Annotated in this window: 12 protein-coding genes and 1 tRNA gene; 6 read left to right on the forward strand and 7 right to left on the reverse strand. The window is 34.4% G+C overall.

Annotated elements, in window-relative coordinates; genetic code table 11:
- Positions 1–2: 2 nt before the first annotated feature.
- The 3 genes from ACZ2G2_RS07710 to ACZ2G2_RS07720 form a co-directional block, all read right to left on the reverse strand.
- Positions 3–1709: a DNA cytosine methyltransferase gene (locus ACZ2G2_RS07710; protein WP_470394880.1), complete on the reverse strand. Its 1707-nt coding sequence runs from the start codon at positions 1707–1709 to the stop codon at positions 3–5.
- Between the two features lie 141 nt (positions 1710–1850).
- On the reverse strand, positions 1851–4706 hold the full coding sequence (polA, locus tag ACZ2G2_RS07715) for a DNA polymerase I (RefSeq protein ID WP_470394882.1): 2856 nt from the start codon (positions 4704–4706) through the stop codon (positions 1851–1853).
- Positions 4707–4864: 158 nt separating this feature from the next.
- Positions 4865–6538, reverse strand: coding sequence for an MFS transporter (locus ACZ2G2_RS07720; protein ID WP_090836425.1), 1674 nt, complete (start codon positions 6536–6538; stop codon positions 4865–4867).
- Positions 6539–6712: 174 nt separating this feature from the next.
- On the opposite strand from ACZ2G2_RS07720, the gene ACZ2G2_RS07725 reads away from it, so the two are divergent.
- Entirely contained in the window at positions 6713–7942 is a 1230-nt protein-coding gene (locus tag ACZ2G2_RS07725) for a metallophosphoesterase (protein ID WP_101201972.1), read from the forward strand.
- Between the two features lie 53 nt (positions 7943–7995).
- A complete protein-coding gene (locus ACZ2G2_RS07730) occupies positions 7996–8292 on the forward strand; it encodes a thioredoxin family protein (RefSeq protein WP_090836420.1) in 297 nt (98 codons plus the stop codon).
- On the opposite strand, the gene ACZ2G2_RS07735 is transcribed toward ACZ2G2_RS07730, so the two are convergent.
- Both ACZ2G2_RS07735 and ACZ2G2_RS07740 read right to left on the reverse strand, forming a co-directional pair.
- On the reverse strand, positions 8289–8915 hold the full coding sequence (locus ACZ2G2_RS07735; protein WP_470394883.1) for a polysaccharide deacetylase family protein: 627 nt from the start codon (positions 8913–8915) through the stop codon (positions 8289–8291). The genes ACZ2G2_RS07730 and ACZ2G2_RS07735 overlap by 4 nt on opposite strands.
- Positions 8916–12224 carry a glycosyltransferase family 117 protein gene (locus ACZ2G2_RS07740; protein ID WP_470394884.1) on the reverse strand — a complete coding sequence of 1103 codons (3309 nt, stop codon included), beginning with the start codon at positions 12222–12224 and terminating at the stop codon, positions 8916–8918. It lies immediately after the preceding gene.
- A 151-nt stretch (positions 12225–12375) separates the two neighbouring features.
- Between ACZ2G2_RS07740 and ACZ2G2_RS07745 the strand changes: the two genes are divergently transcribed.
- Positions 12376–12448, forward strand: a tRNA-Gln gene (locus ACZ2G2_RS07745).
- Between the two features lie 55 nt (positions 12449–12503).
- Here the strand turns inward: ACZ2G2_RS07745 and ACZ2G2_RS07750 are convergent.
- Positions 12504–13328, reverse strand: coding sequence for a universal stress protein (locus tag ACZ2G2_RS07750; protein WP_101201969.1), 825 nt, complete (start codon positions 13326–13328; stop codon positions 12504–12506).
- Between the two features lie 161 nt (positions 13329–13489).
- On the opposite strand from ACZ2G2_RS07750, the gene rimP reads away from it, so the two are divergent.
- Genes rimP through infB form a run of 3 tightly spaced genes read left to right on the forward strand, consistent with a single transcriptional unit; the run spans position 13490 to position 18085 of the window.
- On the forward strand, positions 13490–13951 hold the full coding sequence (rimP, locus tag ACZ2G2_RS07755; RefSeq protein WP_101201968.1) for a ribosome assembly cofactor RimP: 462 nt from the start codon (positions 13490–13492) through the stop codon (positions 13949–13951).
- A gap of 13 nt (positions 13952–13964) precedes the next feature.
- Entirely contained in the window at positions 13965–15197 is a 1233-nt protein-coding gene (gene nusA / locus ACZ2G2_RS07760; RefSeq protein WP_090836409.1) for a transcription termination factor NusA, read from the forward strand.
- 41 nt (positions 15198–15238) lie between these two features.
- Entirely contained in the window at positions 15239–18085 is a 2847-nt protein-coding gene (gene infB, locus ACZ2G2_RS07765; protein ID WP_470394886.1) for a translation initiation factor IF-2, read from the forward strand.
- 71 nt (positions 18086–18156) lie between these two features.
- Here infB and ACZ2G2_RS07770 read toward each other — a convergent pair whose 3' ends face one another.
- A complete protein-coding gene (locus tag ACZ2G2_RS07770; protein ID WP_470394888.1) occupies positions 18157–18555 on the reverse strand; it encodes an SPOR domain-containing protein in 399 nt (132 codons plus the stop codon).
- Between the last annotated feature and the right edge of the window lie 208 nt (positions 18556–18763).

An 18763-nucleotide genomic window follows, 5' to 3' on the forward strand; every position in this document is an offset into this window, starting at 1 on the left:
ATTTAGTTTGAGTTGGCAATAGTAGTAATTTTGTTAATAGCATATAAAGCAAAAACCTGACTCATTGGGATTATATCTTTATTTTCAAAAACAATAGTTTTGCTTTGAGTGTAATCTGTGTTTTTAAATTTAATTTGACTTATTATTTCGCTTACCTTTTCAACTAGTTCGGTTGGTTCTAGTAAATTTTTAAAAGCAATTTGTTCTTCGTACATTTTTTGTAATTCTGATGAGGATCCAATTTTTTCTGAAAAACCATTATTTATAACTTTAACAAATTGAGGTCCAGTTTCCTCTTCTAGTATGATTGGTTCTAATGTTTTGTAAAAATTATCCTCAATTTTTTGATTCTTGTAATCTATTCCTGTTCCATATTGTATAGAAGTGTACCATTTTTTAGTTGCTTTAGTATTTTTTTCTATATCAAAGTTAGATAATGTAACTGTTAGGTTTCCTGCTTTTATAGGATGCCTTCTAAACCTTGAGTTTTTAGTTCTTTTTGGTTGTTTGTCAAATACTTTTTCTTTAAAATCGTTAAGATTTGGTACATCAATTAAATTAGGTTCTTTAACTAAATCTAGATTTAATGGATTTGAAAAATTAATTTGGTTTAACACTTCGCTTGCTAAAACTCTACTTACCGATGGACATACAGCGTTGCCAACTAATCTCCATTTAGAATGTAAAGTGCCAATGAACTGATAGGTGAAAGGAAAGCCCATTATACTTGCGGCTTCTCTTACTGTTGGAGATCGATACTCTCCATTTCCTTTTCGAGAATATTCCGATTTGTATATTAAAGCCTCTCTAGAGGTTCCGCTTTTTGTAGCGGTTATTGTGCGACTAGGTTTGTCTTTATTTTCAGGAAAAGACATTTTTCCCATACAATAGTGATTGACTTTATGTTCTCGTGATTGTCTCCATTCACTTTTATAAAGTCCACTATCGTAAAAATGATCAGTCAATTGGTTTAGATTGACTGTAATGGATTTATATATTGGATCTTTTATTTTTTTCTTCGATTCTTTTAATAGTGGACTAGGAAATTGATTAATAAGTTCACTAAGTGTTTTCCATTCCAATTTATGGTTTTCTGCCTTATTGGAATGCGTAGTTTTTGGTATTACTAGTTTATTGACTTTTATTATTTCTCCAGAAATAGCTCTTTTTCTAGCTTGATAAGAACCGTAATCGGCAGAGTTAATAATTGTTGTGTTGTCTAAGAGGTTTAAAGCTTTGTCTTTTGGATTTATTTTGTTTTTTAAAGCCCAGTCAACAAGATCTAAATCCTCAAAAGAATAAATTTGATTAATGTATTTTTTAGAATTAACTACATTCTCCATATACCAAGCTTTAAGTATGGAGTTTTTTTGGTGCTTTTTAACAGCTACTATTCTTAAAAAACATTTTGTTAATTCTAAACCTAGTGATTTGTCTGCTTTACCACTATTATTAGAACTAGAAAAAGAAACACAAGGTGGTGATCCAATTATGATATCTGTATTAGGAAGAAGGTTTATTTCTTCAGTAGAGTCTTTAAAGTCTAACAGGTTTTTTACTGTTGAGTTAGTCCCGAAATTATGGTTATAAGTATCGATAGCTGGTTGCCAATTATCGTAACCTTTTATAATTTCAAAACCTTTTTGTCTGAAGCCTTCCGAGAATCCTCCAGCTCCACAAAAAAAATCAATTACTGTTAATTTAGACATGTTTTATATTTAATGAATTCAAATTTAATTAAACCTATGACATTAAACAATATCAAATTCCATTCATTGTACAAAAGTTAAAAGTAAATGAAAGAGTTTGTATTGTTTTACGGGATTCCTCAATTAGACAAAAATTAACACCTAATGCGCCTCCAACCAATTCAAACCAGTATCCAATTCCACATCTAAAGGCACTTCCATTTTAAAGGCTTGTTCCATTTCGGTTTTAATTAATGTTTTCATTTCCTCTAATTCAGGTTTAAAGACATCAAAAACCAATTCATCATGTACTTGTAGTAGCATTTTGGTTTTATAATTACCAGCTTCTAGTTTGTTATAGATGTTAATCATGGCAATTTTAATAATATCTGCAGCACTACCTTGTATTGGTGCATTAACCGCATTACGCTCTGCAGCACCACGCACAATAGCGTTAGCACTATTAATATCTTTTAGATAACGTCTACGATCTAAAACGGTTTTTACATACCCATTATCACGCGCAAACTCGACTTGGGCGCTCATGTATTTTTTAAGCTTTGGGTAGGTTTCGTAATAAGTATCAATAAGCTCTTTGGCTTCACCACGCGATAAATCGGTTTGGTTACTTAATCCAAAAGCAGACACACCATACACAATCCCGAAGTTTACGGTTTTGGCGTTACTACGTTGGTCTCTGGTAACTTCTTCTAAAGGCACATTAAAAACTTTAGAGGCGGTAGAGGCGTGAATATCTTCTCCGTTTTTAAAGGCTTCAATCATGGTCTCCTCTTCACTTAACGCAGCAATAATACGCAGTTCTATTTGGCTATAATCGGCAGCTAATAAAATGTAGTCGTCATTACGCGGTATAAAGGCTTTACGCACTTGACGTCCACGTTCTGTACGTATCGGGATATTCTGTAAGTTAGGATTGTTACTACTTAAACGTCCTGTAGCAGCAACGGTTTGCATATAGTCTGTGTGTACACGACCAGTTGCTTCTTCCACCTGAAGTGGTAAAGCATCTACATACGTGCTTTTTAGTTTTGCTAATCCACGGTATTCTAGGATGTTTCTAATAATCTCGTGCTCTTTTGCTAAAGCAGATAAGATATCTTCTCCCGTTTTATATTGACCTGTTTTGGTCTTTTTGGGTTTGTCTACCAGTTTTAATTTTTCGAAAAGGATGATTCCTAATTGCTTTGGTGAGGCAATATTAAATTCTTCGCCAGCAACTTCGTAAATTTTAGCAACTAAGGTGTCTATGTCTTTGTTTAAATCTTCAGACAGGCTGTTTAAAAAGTCCACATCTAGATTGATACCTTCCAGCTCCATTGCAGCTAATACGCGTAGTAATGGTACTTCAATATCTGTGAATAATTTTTTGGTGTTGGCTTCTCCTAATTCTTTTTCAAAATGTTCTTTTAATTGTAATGTAATATCAGAATCTTCAACCGCATATTCTGTTTGTTTCTCCAATGGAACATCACGCATGGATAATTGATTCTTTCCTTTTTTACCAATCAATTCTGTGATAGAAATTGGCGTATAGTTTAAGTACGTTTCTGCCAAAATATCCATATTGTGACGCATGTCCGGATTAATTAAATAATGCGCTAACATAGTGTCAAATAATGGTCCTCTAACTTGCAGGTTATATTTGGCTAGTACTTTAATATCGTATTTTAAATTCTGTCCTATTTTCTGAATGGTTTGGTCTTCAAAAAATGGTCGTAACGTTTCGATTATGGCTTGCGCTTCCGTTTGGTCCTCAGGAAACGGTAGGTAAAAGCCTTTACCAGTTTCCCATGAAAATGCAATCCCAACCAATTCTGCTATTAGTGGGTTTAAACCTGTGGTTTCGGTATCAAAACACACAGACGTTTGGCTCATTAAGTTTTTAATAAATAATGTGGTTGCCATTCCTGGTGCGACGCTTTGGTAAAAATGGCTGTTGGTTGCGGCTGTTTTGCGTGCAAAGCTATCGTCTGTTGTTGTCGCTGTCGCGGAACTTGGGTCGCCTCCAAACAAATTGAATTGACCTGCTCCAGCACTTTCTGCTTCTTTAGGTGTGACTTTTGGTGCCTTTTTTTCTGAAGGTTCGCCGTTTGCAATAGCTGTTGCTTCTGCGCCGGAAGTAAATGTTTTTGTAAAATTATCTATTAGTCTTCTAAATTCTAACTCTTGAAAAATCTCAACTACTTTCGGGATGTCCGGTTGGTCTAACTCAAAATCCTTAGCATTAAAAGTCACCGGTACATCTAGCATAATAGTCGCTAGTTTTTTAGATAGTAAGCCTAGCTCTTTATTGGCTTCAATCTTTTCTTTCATTTTACCTTTTAGCTCGTGTGTGTTGTCTAAAAGATTTTCCATACTACCGTAAGCAGCTAAAAACTTTTTAGCTGTTTTTTCTCCAACCCCTGGTAAACCTGGAATATTATCACTGGCATCTCCCATCATTCCTAAAAAGTCAATGACTTGTAATGGATCTGTAACTTCAAATTTTTTCTGTACTTCTGGGATTCCCCAAGTTTCATATCCGCCACCAAACATTGGGCGATACATAAATATGTTTTCGCTTACTAATTGTGCAAAATCCTTATCTGGTGTGACCATAAAGGTTTGGTAACCTTCTTTTTCGGCTTGTTTTGCTAGCGTACCAATAACATCATCGGCTTCAAAACCTGCTTTTACCATAATAGGAATATGCATGGCTTTTAAAATCTCTTGGATAATAGGGACTGCAATTTTTATAGCTTCCGGTGTTTCGTCACGATTGGCTTTGTATGCTTCAAACATTTCGACTCTGTCCGCACTTCCTCCTTTATCAAAACAAACGGCTAAATGATCTGGTCTTTCGCGTTTAATGACGTCTAAAAGTGAATTCATAAATCCCATAACCGCAGACGTATCGACGCCTTTAGAATTGATTCTTGGGTTTTTTATAAAGGCATAATAGCCACGAAAAATTAAGGCAAAAGCATCTACTAGAAATACACGTTTGTTATCTGACATAATTGGAATTTTGATAGAATACCAAAACTACAAAACTTAACGCAGGTTTGCTTTAAAATTTATTAACATCTCAGCATAAAAAAAAGGAACAAATAAGACGGTGCTTTTTGTTCCTTTTAAAAAGAGGTGTGTTTTTTTAATTTGTTGTATTGTAGTTGTTAATACGTCACGCCTTGTTTGTCTAATACACTTTTTGTGCGGAAGGCATAAAATAGTAAATATCCAAAGCATAAAGCAGCGACTATATAAGATGGTTGTATGCCAAAAACATCAGCTAATTTACCTTGTAATGGCGGTATGATGGCGCCACCTAAAATCATCATGATTAAAAAAGCAGACCCTTGAGAGGTGTATTTTCCTAAACCTGCAATACTTAATGTAAAGATGCATGGCCACATGATAGAACAGAATAAACCACCAGATAAAAAGGCAAATAAAGCGACATTACCAGTTGATGATAATCCTATAATCATGGCTAATACACCAAGTAAACTGAATATTTTAAGTGTTTTTACAGCGTTGTCTTTTGCTAAAAAGAATCCTCCGATTTGTACCGCTACACAGATTGCGAAAAACAATATCTCGTTAGTAGAAAATATAGTTCCGGCAAGTCTATTTGCAGAAAGAACTACCGCTAAAGCCACATAAGGCACGATAATTAGTAGCCATTTTTTTAGTCCTTTACTTGGATTAAATACTGTAATGGCGCCTACCCAACGACCAATCATTAATCCACCCCAATATAATGAGATAAAAGGCGCAATTTGGGCATCGTTTAATGTTGGTAAGCCTAGTGTGTTTAAATTGGTGTCGCCCACTGCACGTTTAAGAAGCTCTCCTAAATTACTTCCAACCGTAACTTCTACACCTACGTAAGTAAATATAGCTAGCATCCCCAATACTAATTGCGGGTACTTCATGGCACCCCAACCTTCTGGTTTTTTTGAAGAACTTGAATAAGCAAACAGTAAAGCACCTACCACAGCAGCTAATGCGATGATTAATAACGTTAGTCTTGTGTGTTCTAAGCTTTCTGAGGCGGTTTCTCCTCCTGTATAAGTACTAAAAATGTATCCAAAACAACCCATGATTATTATGGTTAATACAATTAGTAGGTTTTTAGCTTTATTAGCAGGCTCAAAAGCTGTGTCTGATTTTAAAGCGGGTAGTTTTTTTGAAAAATGAAATAGGGCAGCAGCTAATAAAAATAACAGTCCAACGCCCAAATACAGCATTTGGATGGTTATTAATGTAATCTCGTTATCGTTAATTTTTTGAGCTAACTCTTGCGTCGACCAATGTGTAGATCCAAATATTATAAAACTGACTACAATTGGTCCTATTGTAGTCCCTAAAGAATTGATTCCTCCTGCTAGATTAAGTCTGTGCGATCCTGTTTTTGGATCACCTAAAGCAATAGCGAATGGATTTGCAGCAGTTTGTTGTAACGAAAATCCTAAACCAACAATAAATAAGGCTATTAAAATTAAGTAAAACACACTAGTTTGACCTTGTTCTGCACCAGATGTTGATGGGTACATAAAAAAGGCGCCAATAGCTGATAACAGCAAACCGTAAATAATACCGTTTTTATATCCCCAATTATTAAGGATGTCTTTTCTTAAAGTATTGGATATTATAAACAACAATAGCGCACCAATATAATAGGCTCCAAAAAAAGCAAAATCTACTAGTTGAGACTGGAATTGATCAATATTAAAATACGTTTTACAAAACGGAATAAAGACTCCGTTGGAAGCAGCTATAAATCCCCAGAAAAAGAAGACCGTTACTAAAGTGGTTAAAGCAGATTTGTTGTTTTGGTTATTCATTTAGTTAGTTTTAATTAGGCTAAATATAGTTATAAATGTTATTTGGATAACAAAAAGTAAAATCGATTTATCAGGTAGCTCTAGTAAATAGATTGTTTTTAGCTAGTTAACGTTTAACAATATAATAAGATATTTAAGTTTTGAAAGGGTTAATTTTGAAGATTAAATTAGACTATGATTCGTTATCTTATTATTGCCATTATATATATTGTATTTACTGTTTACGGCTATCAAGCTATAAAAACAGTGTTTAAATCACCTTGGATACATTACCTGTTTTTTACTATTGCTTTTTTAGTAGCAGCTAATACGGTGTATCAATTTTCTACACCAGGAGTCGGTCGTGTAGTCTCTGGAGGACGTGGTTATGCTATTGGATTTATGTTAGCCTATTTGTCTTTAAATTTAGTGATTGTACCACTTCTAATTGGAGAGGATATTATTCGTGGATTTATTGGACTGTATGATCGGTTTTTTATTACAAGAGAGACCTTTACTATACCATCTAGACGTAAGTTTATTAGTCAAGTGGCCTTAGGTTTGGCTGCGATCCCGTTTACTAGTTTGCTTTACGGAATGTATAAAGGGCGCTACAACTATAAGGTTTTAAATTATACGCTTTACTTTGAAGATTTACCAGATACCTTTGATGGTTACCGATTAACACATATTAGTGATATCCACGCGGGGAGTTTTGATAATAAAGAGAAAATAAATTATGCGGTGGATTTGGTTAATGAGCAAAAAGGAGATGTGATTTTGTTTACTGGAGATTTAGTTAATAACAAAGCTTCAGAAATGTATGATTGGAAAGATACCTTTTCTAAATTGTCTGCTAAAGACGGTGTGTTTTCTGTTTTAGGAAACCATGATTATGGGGATTATGTAGAGTGGAATTCCGCTAAGGAAAAAAAGGATAATTTAGACGAATTGATTACCATCCAAAAAGATATGGGTTTTGATATCTTATTAAATGAAAACCGTTACATCGAAAAAGAAGGGAAACGTTTAGCTTTAATTGGTGTTGAAAACTGGGGTAAAGGCGGTTTTAAGAAGTCTGGGGATTTGGATAAAGCATCGTCTAATATTACAGCTGACGATTTTAAAATATTAATGTCTCATGATCCATCACATTGGGATGAGAAAGTTATCGCACACGATTACCATTATCATTTAACATTAAGTGGTCATACACATGGTATGCAGTTTGGGATAGAAATCCCGGGTTGGATTAAATGGAGTCCAATTAAATGGCGTTATAAGCATTGGGCAGGAATCTATAAAGAAAAAGGGCAATACATTAACGTTAACAGAGGTTTTGGTTATTTAGCCTACCCTGGACGTGTAGGAATTTGGCCAGAAATAACCGTAATAGAACTTAAAAAAGGTAAGCAAATTGCTTAATTAAATCTAAATGTTATATTTTAGTAACTAAGTTTTAACTAAACTGATATCAAATGTCAAAATTTGGAGAATTAATAGATGTCGAAATTCCTGTACTGTTCGATTTTTTTACAGAGTGGAATGAACCGTCTAAAGCCATGCATGCAGTGCTACGTGATGTAGCAGCAGCACTTGGTGACAAAGCAAAAGTAATTAAGATAGATGTTGAGAAAAATCAAGAGCTATCTGAGGCTTTGCGTGTCAAAGGTTTACCAACCTTAATTATTTATAAAAATGGTGAAATGAAATGGCGCCAAAGCGGAGAGCAAGATGCTAATACCTTAATTGGTATTGTACAGCAATTTGTTTAAAGCGATTTAAAGGTGTACCCTTTTTTGCTAAAGTAATCTAAAACTTTAGGTAATGTGTATTGCATATTTTTTGATGCTTTTACACTGTCATGAAACACAACAATACTTCCAGATGTAGCATGTTTTATTACGTTTTTAAGACATTGCTCTTGTGTAACCTTAACTTCCCAATCATAAGACAATACGCTCCACATAACAATCTTATATCCTTTACTAAGTAATTGTTTTGCTTGACTTCCTTTTATTTTTCCAAATGGTGGACGGAACAGCCCATTACTATTAGGTGCAATGACTTGTTGTGCTTTTAATGTGTTATCAATATAGCGGTCCGTATGTGTATGCCATCCTTTTAAATGATTAAATGTATGGTTGCCAATAACGTGACCTGCTTTGGCAACAGACTTAAAAATATCAGGATATTTTGTTACATTTTCTCCAATACAAAAAAAGGTAGCCTTAGCATCATATTGTGCTAAGGTGTCCAACGTCCATTGTGTGATTTCTGGAGTTGGTCCATCATCAAACGTTAAGTATAATGTTTTGTCCAAAGACGCCTTGTTCCAAATGTATTTTGGAAAAAGGCGTTGGATTAATTTTGGTGTTTTTGCAGGAAAAACAGGCATTTATTCGCTTTTTAAGACCGTGTCTAGCTGTTGGAGTAAATCTTTGTCCGTGCGGATTGGATTTGTTTCAACTTCAGGCGCACTGTCATAGTATTGTTTAAATAACTCTAGGTAGTTTGTAAACGTCATAGACTCTTCTTTAGCAAACGGTCTATCATATTGTACTAAAACATCAACTAAGGCTTTATAACGCTCGATATCTGTTAGTATTTCTGTAAAGTTATTGTCTTGATTCTCCTTGGTTAAAGTGCTGTAGTATTTTAAGTTTTCTTGATACTTAATAGAAACGTCTTTAAACAATTGTCGCGCTTTTTCTTGATTGCCAACTTCGTAGTAAGCACTAATATAAGGTTCTAGAAGCGTGTAAAAACCATACTTGTCTACAGGCATGTTTTTCATAGCAATATCTGCTATTTCTTCAGCTTTGTCTAATTGTTCTTCGTTAATCAATTCTTGAATTAAACGCGCTAGATTACCTCTGTATGTAATAGAGTTACGTCTAGTTTCTGTATCATGGTAAATATTGTCGCTACCACTATTACCCCAATCCCAATTAACAACTTTATCATACATAAACTCCGTGTCTAAGCGTCCCATGTCAAATGGATTTGCTCTAGCAACAGCAGTTTTTATAGGTACTAATGTGTAGACCATGGCATCTAACTGTAAATAATCTTTCATCCAAATGTAGTCTTCATCACTAAACGCACCACCAGTAAAATGGATTGGACGCTCCCAATTATTAGTAGCAACAATGTCTAGCATTAATAATCTGTTTTTTGTAATGGCATTGCTAGAAATATTGACATCTAAATAAGATTCAATTAAATCAGCATCTTTTGCTTTTACAACACCACTAGCTAAAGCAGCATTTTTGTCCACAGGAATTCTAATGTTTTCCACAGGGAAGTAATTAGAGTTTAAGTATTGCTCAGGATAGTTGCTGCCTGCGTCTCCTTCTTGTTGAAGCGCATATTTTAGCTTCGTTTTAGCATCTTCACTAGATACAAAATTCATAAACGTACGGATGTCTAATGTGTCTTTAGAGCGGATACGTTTTATAAGATAATCTCTAGTCCCGTGTTTGTATTTGTCATGGGTTAATGTTGATGGTATCGGATCACTTTTATATGCTTTACGTTTCATTTGATCGATGTACCAATCGGTTTGAAATAAACTAGTGTTTACAACTCTAACATCAGTACGATAATTCTCAATTTCTTGCGCGTACCATAAGGCAAAGGTGTCATTATCTCCAATGGTAAATAGTATTCCGTTTTCGCCACAAGAATCTAAATACTTTTTCGCCATAGCTAAAGCAGTATACTTTCCTGATCTATCATGGTCATCCCAGTTTTGAGACGCTAATATTGTTGGTATTAATAATAGACATATTAAAGAGACTGCTGGTGCTAGTACTTTTGATGGTACGTGTTTTTTAAGTAGATCAAAAATAGCGTAAACCCCTAATCCAATCCAAAGCGCAAAGACATAGAAGGACCCTACTACAGAATAATCACGTTCTCTAGGTTCAAAAGGTCTAACATTGGTGTACACTTGAATGGCTAATCCTGTAAATAGGAAAAACACCAAAGTGACCCAAAATAATTTTTTATCTTTATTAAATAGAAAAAACAAACCTAATAGTCCTAGAATTAAAGGTAAGAAATAGTACGTGTTACGTCCTTTGTTTTGTGCAACGTCCGTAGGCAGATTGTCTTGAGACTGCCCTAAATGCCACTCGTCAATTGGTTTGATACCACTAATCCAGTTTCCGTGTTGGTCATAGCGTCCTTGCAGGTCATCTTGACGACCTGAGAAGTTCCACATAAAATAACGCCAATACATATACCCTAATTGGTATTCAAATAAATATTGAATATTACTTGCTAAAGATGGCTTTTCAATATTAAGGACCGTTCCAAATTGCTTTAAAAAGTCATTATAATCTTCATAATCTATTCGGCCTTGAGCCACATCATTTTTAAAATCAAGGATAGATTTTTCTAAACGTGCTTCGCCTTGGTATTCGGGTTTTATGCTAAAGTCTAAATAGCCAGTAAATAACAGGTAGTTTTCTGCATTTTCGCCACTCCACATTCTTGGTAAAAATGCAGCTTGTTCAGAATTGTAATTCTGTTTTGCATTTTTATATTGGTTTACAATAATATAAGTACCGTTGACTTCGTCCTTTTCATATTTAGGTTTGTCATCTACGTACGGATTGTTTTCATCCAAACCAGTATATTGTTCTGTAAATAAAGGTCCGTAAAACAAATGTGTTTCTGGATACTGCTCTAAGTTGTAATAGGCTAATAATTCTCTTGCACTAGAGGGGTTGTTTTCGTTAATAACAACATTAGCGTTAGCTCTAATAGGTAGCATTAACCATGTAGATGATCCAATAAGTACAAAAAGTAAACAAAGGATACCTGTATTATAAGCATATAATTTTTTAGTGTTTGTGTACTTTAAACCATAATAAAAGGCTGCAACCAATAATATACCCGCAATAATAGATCCGGAGTTAAAAGGCAGTCCTACTTGATTAACAAAAAACAACTCTAAAGCACTAAAGTATCTAAGGACATTAGGAAACATTAATTTAAAAACGAATAATAATACGGCTACCGATACGATATTGGCAATTATAAAGTTTTTAACGGTTACGGTCTTATAGTTTTTAAAGAAGTAAATTAATCCGATGGCTGGAATAGTTAATAATCCCATAAAGTGAATACCAAAAGATAGACCAACTACAAAAGCAATTAAAATTAGCCAACGGTTACCTCTAGGTTTGTGCATGTCCTTTTCCCAACGTAACCCTAAATAGAACATTACGGTCATAATTAAAGTGGCCATAGCATAAACTTCAGTTTCGACTGCATTAAACCAGAACGAATCTGTGAAGGCGAATGCTAAACTTCCTACAAAAGCACTTCCTAAAATAGCAAATTGTTGTCCTTTTTCAAGTTTTTCTGGCTGTCCAACTATTTTTTCTAATAATAATACAATAGTCCAGAACATAAATAAAATGGCAAAAGCACTAGAGACTGCACTCATCATATTCATTAAAAAACCGATCTGAGAAGGGTCTAGAGCAAACACGGAAAACACTGCGCCTAGCATTTGAAATAGAGGTGCTCCTGGTGGGTGACCAACTTGTAGTTTGGAAGATGTTAATATATATTCTCCAGCATCCCAGTAACTTACTGTAGGCTCTACGGTAAGTGTGTAGGTGATTAAAGCAATTAAAAAAGCGAACCAACTTAGTATTAAGTTCCATTTTTTAAAGTTGAAAGACATCATAAAGTATCGGTTTGTTATGTATTGCGAATTTAGTAATTATTATCAAACAGACACCGTTTTTAAGGTAACGTTAAGTTTTTATTGAAATTTTTTTTAAAAAAAGTTTGCGGGAGTTAATAATTGTTTTAAATTTGCATCCTCATTACAAGATTGGCCTATGGTGTAACTGGTAACACGTCAGTTTTTGGTACTGAAGAGTCTAGGTTCGAGACCTAGTGGGCCAACAAAAAAAGCTTCCTTTCAAAAGGGAGCTTTTTTCTATTTAAGACAGTTTGTAATTTATATTTTAAAGGTTATAACAGGTCTTTTAGCATGATTTACTAAATCTTCGCTTATACTACCATTAAAAAAATGTGCAATCCCTTGTCTTCCGTGCGTGCTTATTCCAATTAAATCTGCATTTACTATTTTAGAAAAGTTAAGAATGCCTTTCTCGATAGTGTCATCATTATAGATGTTTATCGTGTAGTTGTCAAATGTATTATTGTCAATAAATTCCATCATTCTAACCTTTGAAGCAGCAGTTGTTGTAAAATTGCTTGGTGTATTTACGTTAAGAAGGTGCATTTTTGCTTCAAATAGATTGGCTAGCTTTACTGCTTGTTGGTAAGTTTCTTTATTGTCGTTTTTAAAATCGGAGGCAAATACAAATTCTTTGATATCAAAATGCGCGTGTTCGTTTTTAATCACTAATACAGGGGTGTTTGATGTGCGTATTACTTTTTCGGTATTAGAACCAATAAACAATTCTTTTATGCCTTCAGATCCATGTGATCCCATAACTATTAAGTCGATGTCATGGTTATTACAGGTTTCTAGGATTCCGGTTGCTATTTCATTAAAATCAACAGCTTCATGAACGGTTAGGCCTTTTAGGTAGTCTTTTTGCAGTAAGGTTTCAAATTCTTTATGCGCTAGTTTCATAAAATAAACCGCTTCAGGTAGCTCTGACATTGATGGGGTGTCGGCAAGATTGTTAAAGGGGAGCTCTAACATATGAAGTAGAATGATTTCGCAATCATGTTTTCTTGCTAATTGGGCAGCAACTTGGACAGCATTTTCTGCTTCTTTAGAAAAATCTGTAGGTACGAGTAGTTTTTTCATAATATGGTTATAGTTGGTTAATAAAGAACTTATTATAAAGTTAGCAATAAAAAATGACTTTTAAAAAGTTATGAAAATCAATAAAAATATGTATATTTGCAGCGTTGTAAGAAGAAAATGAAAAATGAGGGGACTAAAGTCCCCTCTTTTTATACTTAAAAATGTTTATAAATACAGTAAAAAGTTTATTAGAAGAAGCCCTAACGGAGCGCCAAGATTTATTTTTAATAGATTTTAGTGTTACTGGAGATAATGCTATCAATATAATTATTGATGGAGATCAAGGGGTTAAGGTTGAAGACTGCATATTTGTTAGTCGTGCAATAGAGCATAATATTGATAGAGAGGAACATGATTTTGCTCTAGAAGTTATGTCTGCAGGTGCAGCTGCACCTTTGACATTACCAAGACAATACCCTAGGCACGTCGGACGCACATTGGAAGTTAAGACCGCAACGCAACATATTGAAGGTGCGTTAACAGCAGTTAGTGATGACGACTTTACGTTAGAGTGGAAGGCAAGAGAGCCAAAGCCTGTAGGTAAAGGAAAAGTTACAGTGAATAAAAAAGAAAATATTGCCTACAAAGATGTTGTAGAAGCAAAAGTTATAATAAAATTTTAATTCAAATAGAGTTATGGAGAATATAGCGTTAATTGAATCTTTTTCAGAGTTCAAAGACGATAAATTAATTGATCGTGTCACCTTAATGGCTATTTTGGAAGATGTATTTAGAAATGCATTGAAGAAAAAATTTGGAGATGATGATAATTTTGATATTATTATAAACCCAGATAAAGGAGATTTAGAGATTTGGAGAAATCGTGTAGTGGTTGCAGATGGTGAGGTTGAAGAACCAAATCAAGAAATATCTTTAACTGCAGCAAGAAAGATTGAACCGGATTTTGAAGTTGGAGAAGATGTGTCTCAAGAGGTTAAGTTAATTGATTTAGGTCGTCGTGCTATATTAGCGTTACGTCAAAACTTGATTTCTAAAATTCACGAACATGATAATTCAAATATTTTCAAACAGTTTCAAGAACTTGTTGGAGATTTATATACTGCAGAAGTACATCATATACGTCACAGAGCAGTAATATTATTGGATGACGAAGGAAATGAAATTATTTTACCAAAAGATAAGCAAATTCCTTCTGACTTTTTTAGAAAAGGAGATAATGTAAAAGGTGTTATTGATAGCGTAGAGCTAAAAGGTAACAAGCCAACGATCATTATGTCTCGTACGTCTCCTAAGTTTTTAGAAAAACTTTTTGAGTCGGAAATACCTGAAGTTTTTGATGGTTTAATTACTATAAAGAATATTGTTCGTATTCCTGGTGAAAAAGCAAAAGTAGCTGTAGATTCTTACGATGATAGAATCGATCCAGTTGGAGCATGTGTTGGGATGAAAGGATCTCGTATTCATGGTATTGTACGTGAGTTAGGTAATGAAAACATTGATGTTATTAATTATACAACTAACTTACAATTATACATAACAAGAGCTTTAAGTCCTGCAAGAGTGACTTCAATCAAAATTGATGAAGAAAACAAACGTGCAGAAGCAATCTTAAAACCAGAAGAAGTAAGTAAGGCAATTGGTAGAGGTGGTCATAATATTAGATTAGCTGGTCAATTAACAGGTTACGAAATTGACGTTTTAAGAGAAGGTGCAGAAGAAGATGTAGAATTAAGAGAATTCTCTGATGAAATCGAAGATTGGATTATCAAAGAATTTAGTAAAGCAGGTCTAGATACAGCAAAAAGTATTTTAGAGCAAGATGTGGCAGATCTAGTCAAAAGAACAGACTTAGAAGAGGAAACAATTTTAGATGTTATTAGAATTCTTAAGGAAGAATTCGAAGATTAACATATATTTGAGAAAAAAAGAAATTAGGTTAAAGGCAATTTATGGCTGAAACAATTAGATTAAATAAGGTATTACGTGAGCTTAACATCTCTCTTGATCGCGCTGTAGAATTTTTGGATTCTAAGGGTGTAGAGGTTGAGAAGCGCCCGACTACCAAAATTTCAGAGGAAACGTACAGTATTCTTTCAAATGAATTTCAAACAGATGCTAACAAAAAGATGGCGTCTCAAGAAGTTAATGAAGCAAAGAATAAAGAAAAGGAAGAGTTGCGTGTTAAACGCGAAAAGGAACTAGAGGCTAAGCAAAAGGCGGATGATGCTGCTAAGGCGGCTAAAGCTGCTCAGCTCAAAAAAGACGAAGAAGTTATCAAAGCTTCTAAGGCACTTGAGGGACCTAAAACTATTGGTAAAATAGATTTAGATACTGGTAAGAAAGTGGCTAAGAAAGTTGAGAAAACATCGGAAGCTAAACCAGCTGCTGCAAAGTCAGAAAAAGCTCCTGAAGCTAAAGAAACACCAAAAGTGGAAGTTAAAGTTGAAGCGAAAGCAACAACGGATAACAAAGCAAAAGTGGACTCTAAGTCTGTTGATTCAAAAGCCAAAGCAGACCCTAAAGTTAAAACAGAAGCTAAAGCTGAAGTAAAAGCGGACACTAAAGCGACACCTGCAAAGGAAGTAGCTAAAGAAGACGCAACACCTCAAGAGCCTGTTGAAGAAACTTTAAAAACAAAATATACTAAACTTTCTGGACCAAAAATAGCTGGTGAAAAAATTGATTTATCTCAATTTAATAAACCTAAGAAAAAGAAAGAAGATCCTAAAAAGGATGATAACGCTAACAAAAGAAAGCGTCGTCGTATATCTAAACCAGGTGATAATAACAATAGATCTAACTCAGGACCATCAAGAGGTGGTAATGATAGATTTAAAGGAAAAAGAACTGGTGGAGGTCGTAAAGCAACCCCTGTTGTAAAAGCAGAGCCTAGTGAAGAAGAAGTACAAAGACAAGTACGTGAGACCTTAGAGAAATTACAAGGTAAATCTTCAAAAGGAAAAGGAGCAAAGTATAGAAGAGAGAAAAGAGATCAACATAGAGAGCAATCAGAAATTGATCAACAAATTGAAGCAGCAGAAAGCAAAATACTTAAGGTTACAGAATTTGTAACTGCAAATGAGATTGCAACGATGATGGATGTTCCTGTAACACAAATTATCTCAGCATGTATGTCATTAGGTATGATGGTAACAATGAATCAGCGTTTAGATGCTGAGACTATTGCTATTGTTGCTGAAGAATTTGGATATAAAACAGAATTTGTTACTGCTGATATTGAAGTTTCAATTGAAGATGTAATTGACAAGCCTGAAGACTTAAAACCTCGTGCACCAATCGTAACTGTAATGGGACACGTTGATCATGGTAAGACGTCTTTATTAGATTACATCCGTAAGGAGAATGTAATAGCAGGAGAATCTGGAGGTATTACACAGCACATTGGTGCCTATGGAGTACAATTGGATAACGGTCAAAAAATAGCGTTCTTAGATACACCAGGTCACGAAGCTTTTACAGCGATGCGTGCACGTGGTGCTCAAGTAACAGATATTGCTATTATTGTAGCAGCAGCGGATGATGATATTATGCCTCAAACAAAAGAAGCAATATCTCATGCACAAGCAGCTGGTGTACCAATCGTGTTTGCAATAAACAAGATTGATAAGCCACACGCTAACCCAGAAAAAATTAAAGAAGGTTTAGCACAAATGAATTTACTTGTAGAAGATTGGGGTGGAAAAATCCAGTCTCATGATATCTCTGCAAAAGTAGGTACAGGTGTTAAAGAATTATTAGAAAAGGTATTACTTGAAGCTGAATTATTGGAGCTTAAAGCTAATCCAAATAAACCGGCAATAGGAACAGTAGTTGAAGCCTTTTTAGATAAAGGTAGAGGTTATGTATCTACAGTGTTAGTGCAAGCTGGTACATTACGTGTTGGAGATTATGTTCTAGCAGGTAAGAATAGTGGTAAAGTAAAAGCTATGCAGGATGAGCGTGGTCATGATGTACAGGAAGCTGGACCATCTACACCAGTATCTGTATTAGGTTTAGACGGAGCGCCTCAGGCAGGTGATAAGTTTAACGTATTTGCTGATGAGCGTGAAGCTAAGCAGATTGCTACTAAACGTACACAATTACAACGTGAACAAGATGTAAGAACAACTAAGACATTAACGTTGGCTGAGATTGGTCGTCGTATTGCTTTAGGTACATTTAAAGAATTAAATATTATCCTTAAAGGGGATGTGGATGGTTCTGTTGAAGCATTAACAGATTCGTTCCAGAAACTATCTACTGAAGAAATTCAAGTAAATATTCTTCATAAGGGTGTTGGTGCCATTACAGAAAGTGATGTGTTATTAGCAACTGCATCAGATGCGATAATTATTGGATTTAATGTACGTCCTGTTGGAAATGCACGTACAATTGCAGATAGAGAAGAAGTTGATATTAGAACATATTCTATTATTTATGACGCTATTAATGATCTTAAGGATGCTATGGAAGGTATGTTATCTCCAGAGTTAAAAGAAGAGATTACTGGTACGGCTGAAATTAGAGAAATGTTTAAAGTATCTAAAGTTGGTACTATCGCAGGTTGTATGGTAATGAATGGTAAGATATTTAGAAACTCACAGATACGTCTTATTAGAGATGGTGTTGTAACTTACACAGGAGTGTTAGAGTCGTTAAAACGATTCAAAGACGATGTTAGAGAAGTCTCTAAAGGTTATGACTGTGGTATGCAAATCAAGAACTACAACGACATTAATGTTGGTGATGTAATTGAAGCGTTCCATGAAGTAGAAGTTAAGAAAAAGCTTAAATAATACTTAAGTTATTATATAAAAAAAAGCGATTCATTTGAATCGCTTTTTTTTGTTTTGTATCGTAATATAAATTATTCTTTTTCCTTTTTTGGTTTAAATATAAAGGCATCAGAAAACTTTTTCTGCACGTCTAAAAGCGCGCGGTCTGCCTCTAATCTAGATCTAAAGTTACCAACTTGAATTTTGTAGTTTGGCGAGTCAAATACTAATTGAGAGCGCCATTGTCCAACGGAACCATCAAACTTGGATTTAGCGCTTTCAGCTTGTGCTAAAGTTCCAGAATAGATCTGTATTTTATACTTATCGCTATTCTTTTCATCTTTATTTAAGTCCTTTTTAATTTCTAATAACTTATCAATATTAGGGTCTTCATGAATAACGACTGTCCCTTGTTGTGCATAGCTAATAGCACAAAAACTAATTGTAATTAAGGCGGTTAGATAGTATGCTTTTATTTTTGGTTTCTTCATTTTATAACGGATTTAATGCAAATGTAAAAGTATTAAACTTAAAAGTGACGCGTTTTATTATTTAGAATTTATCTAAATTAGCAATTAAGACTTCTTTAAGATTTTAAAAATCGACTTTAAGTATTACTTTTGCGTAACGTTTTTCGAGCTGAAATATGTATTCAGTAATGAAAAAATCATACCAAAGTCTAGAAGTAAATTCAATATA

Source organism: Olleya sp. KKT75, assembly GCF_055635485.1.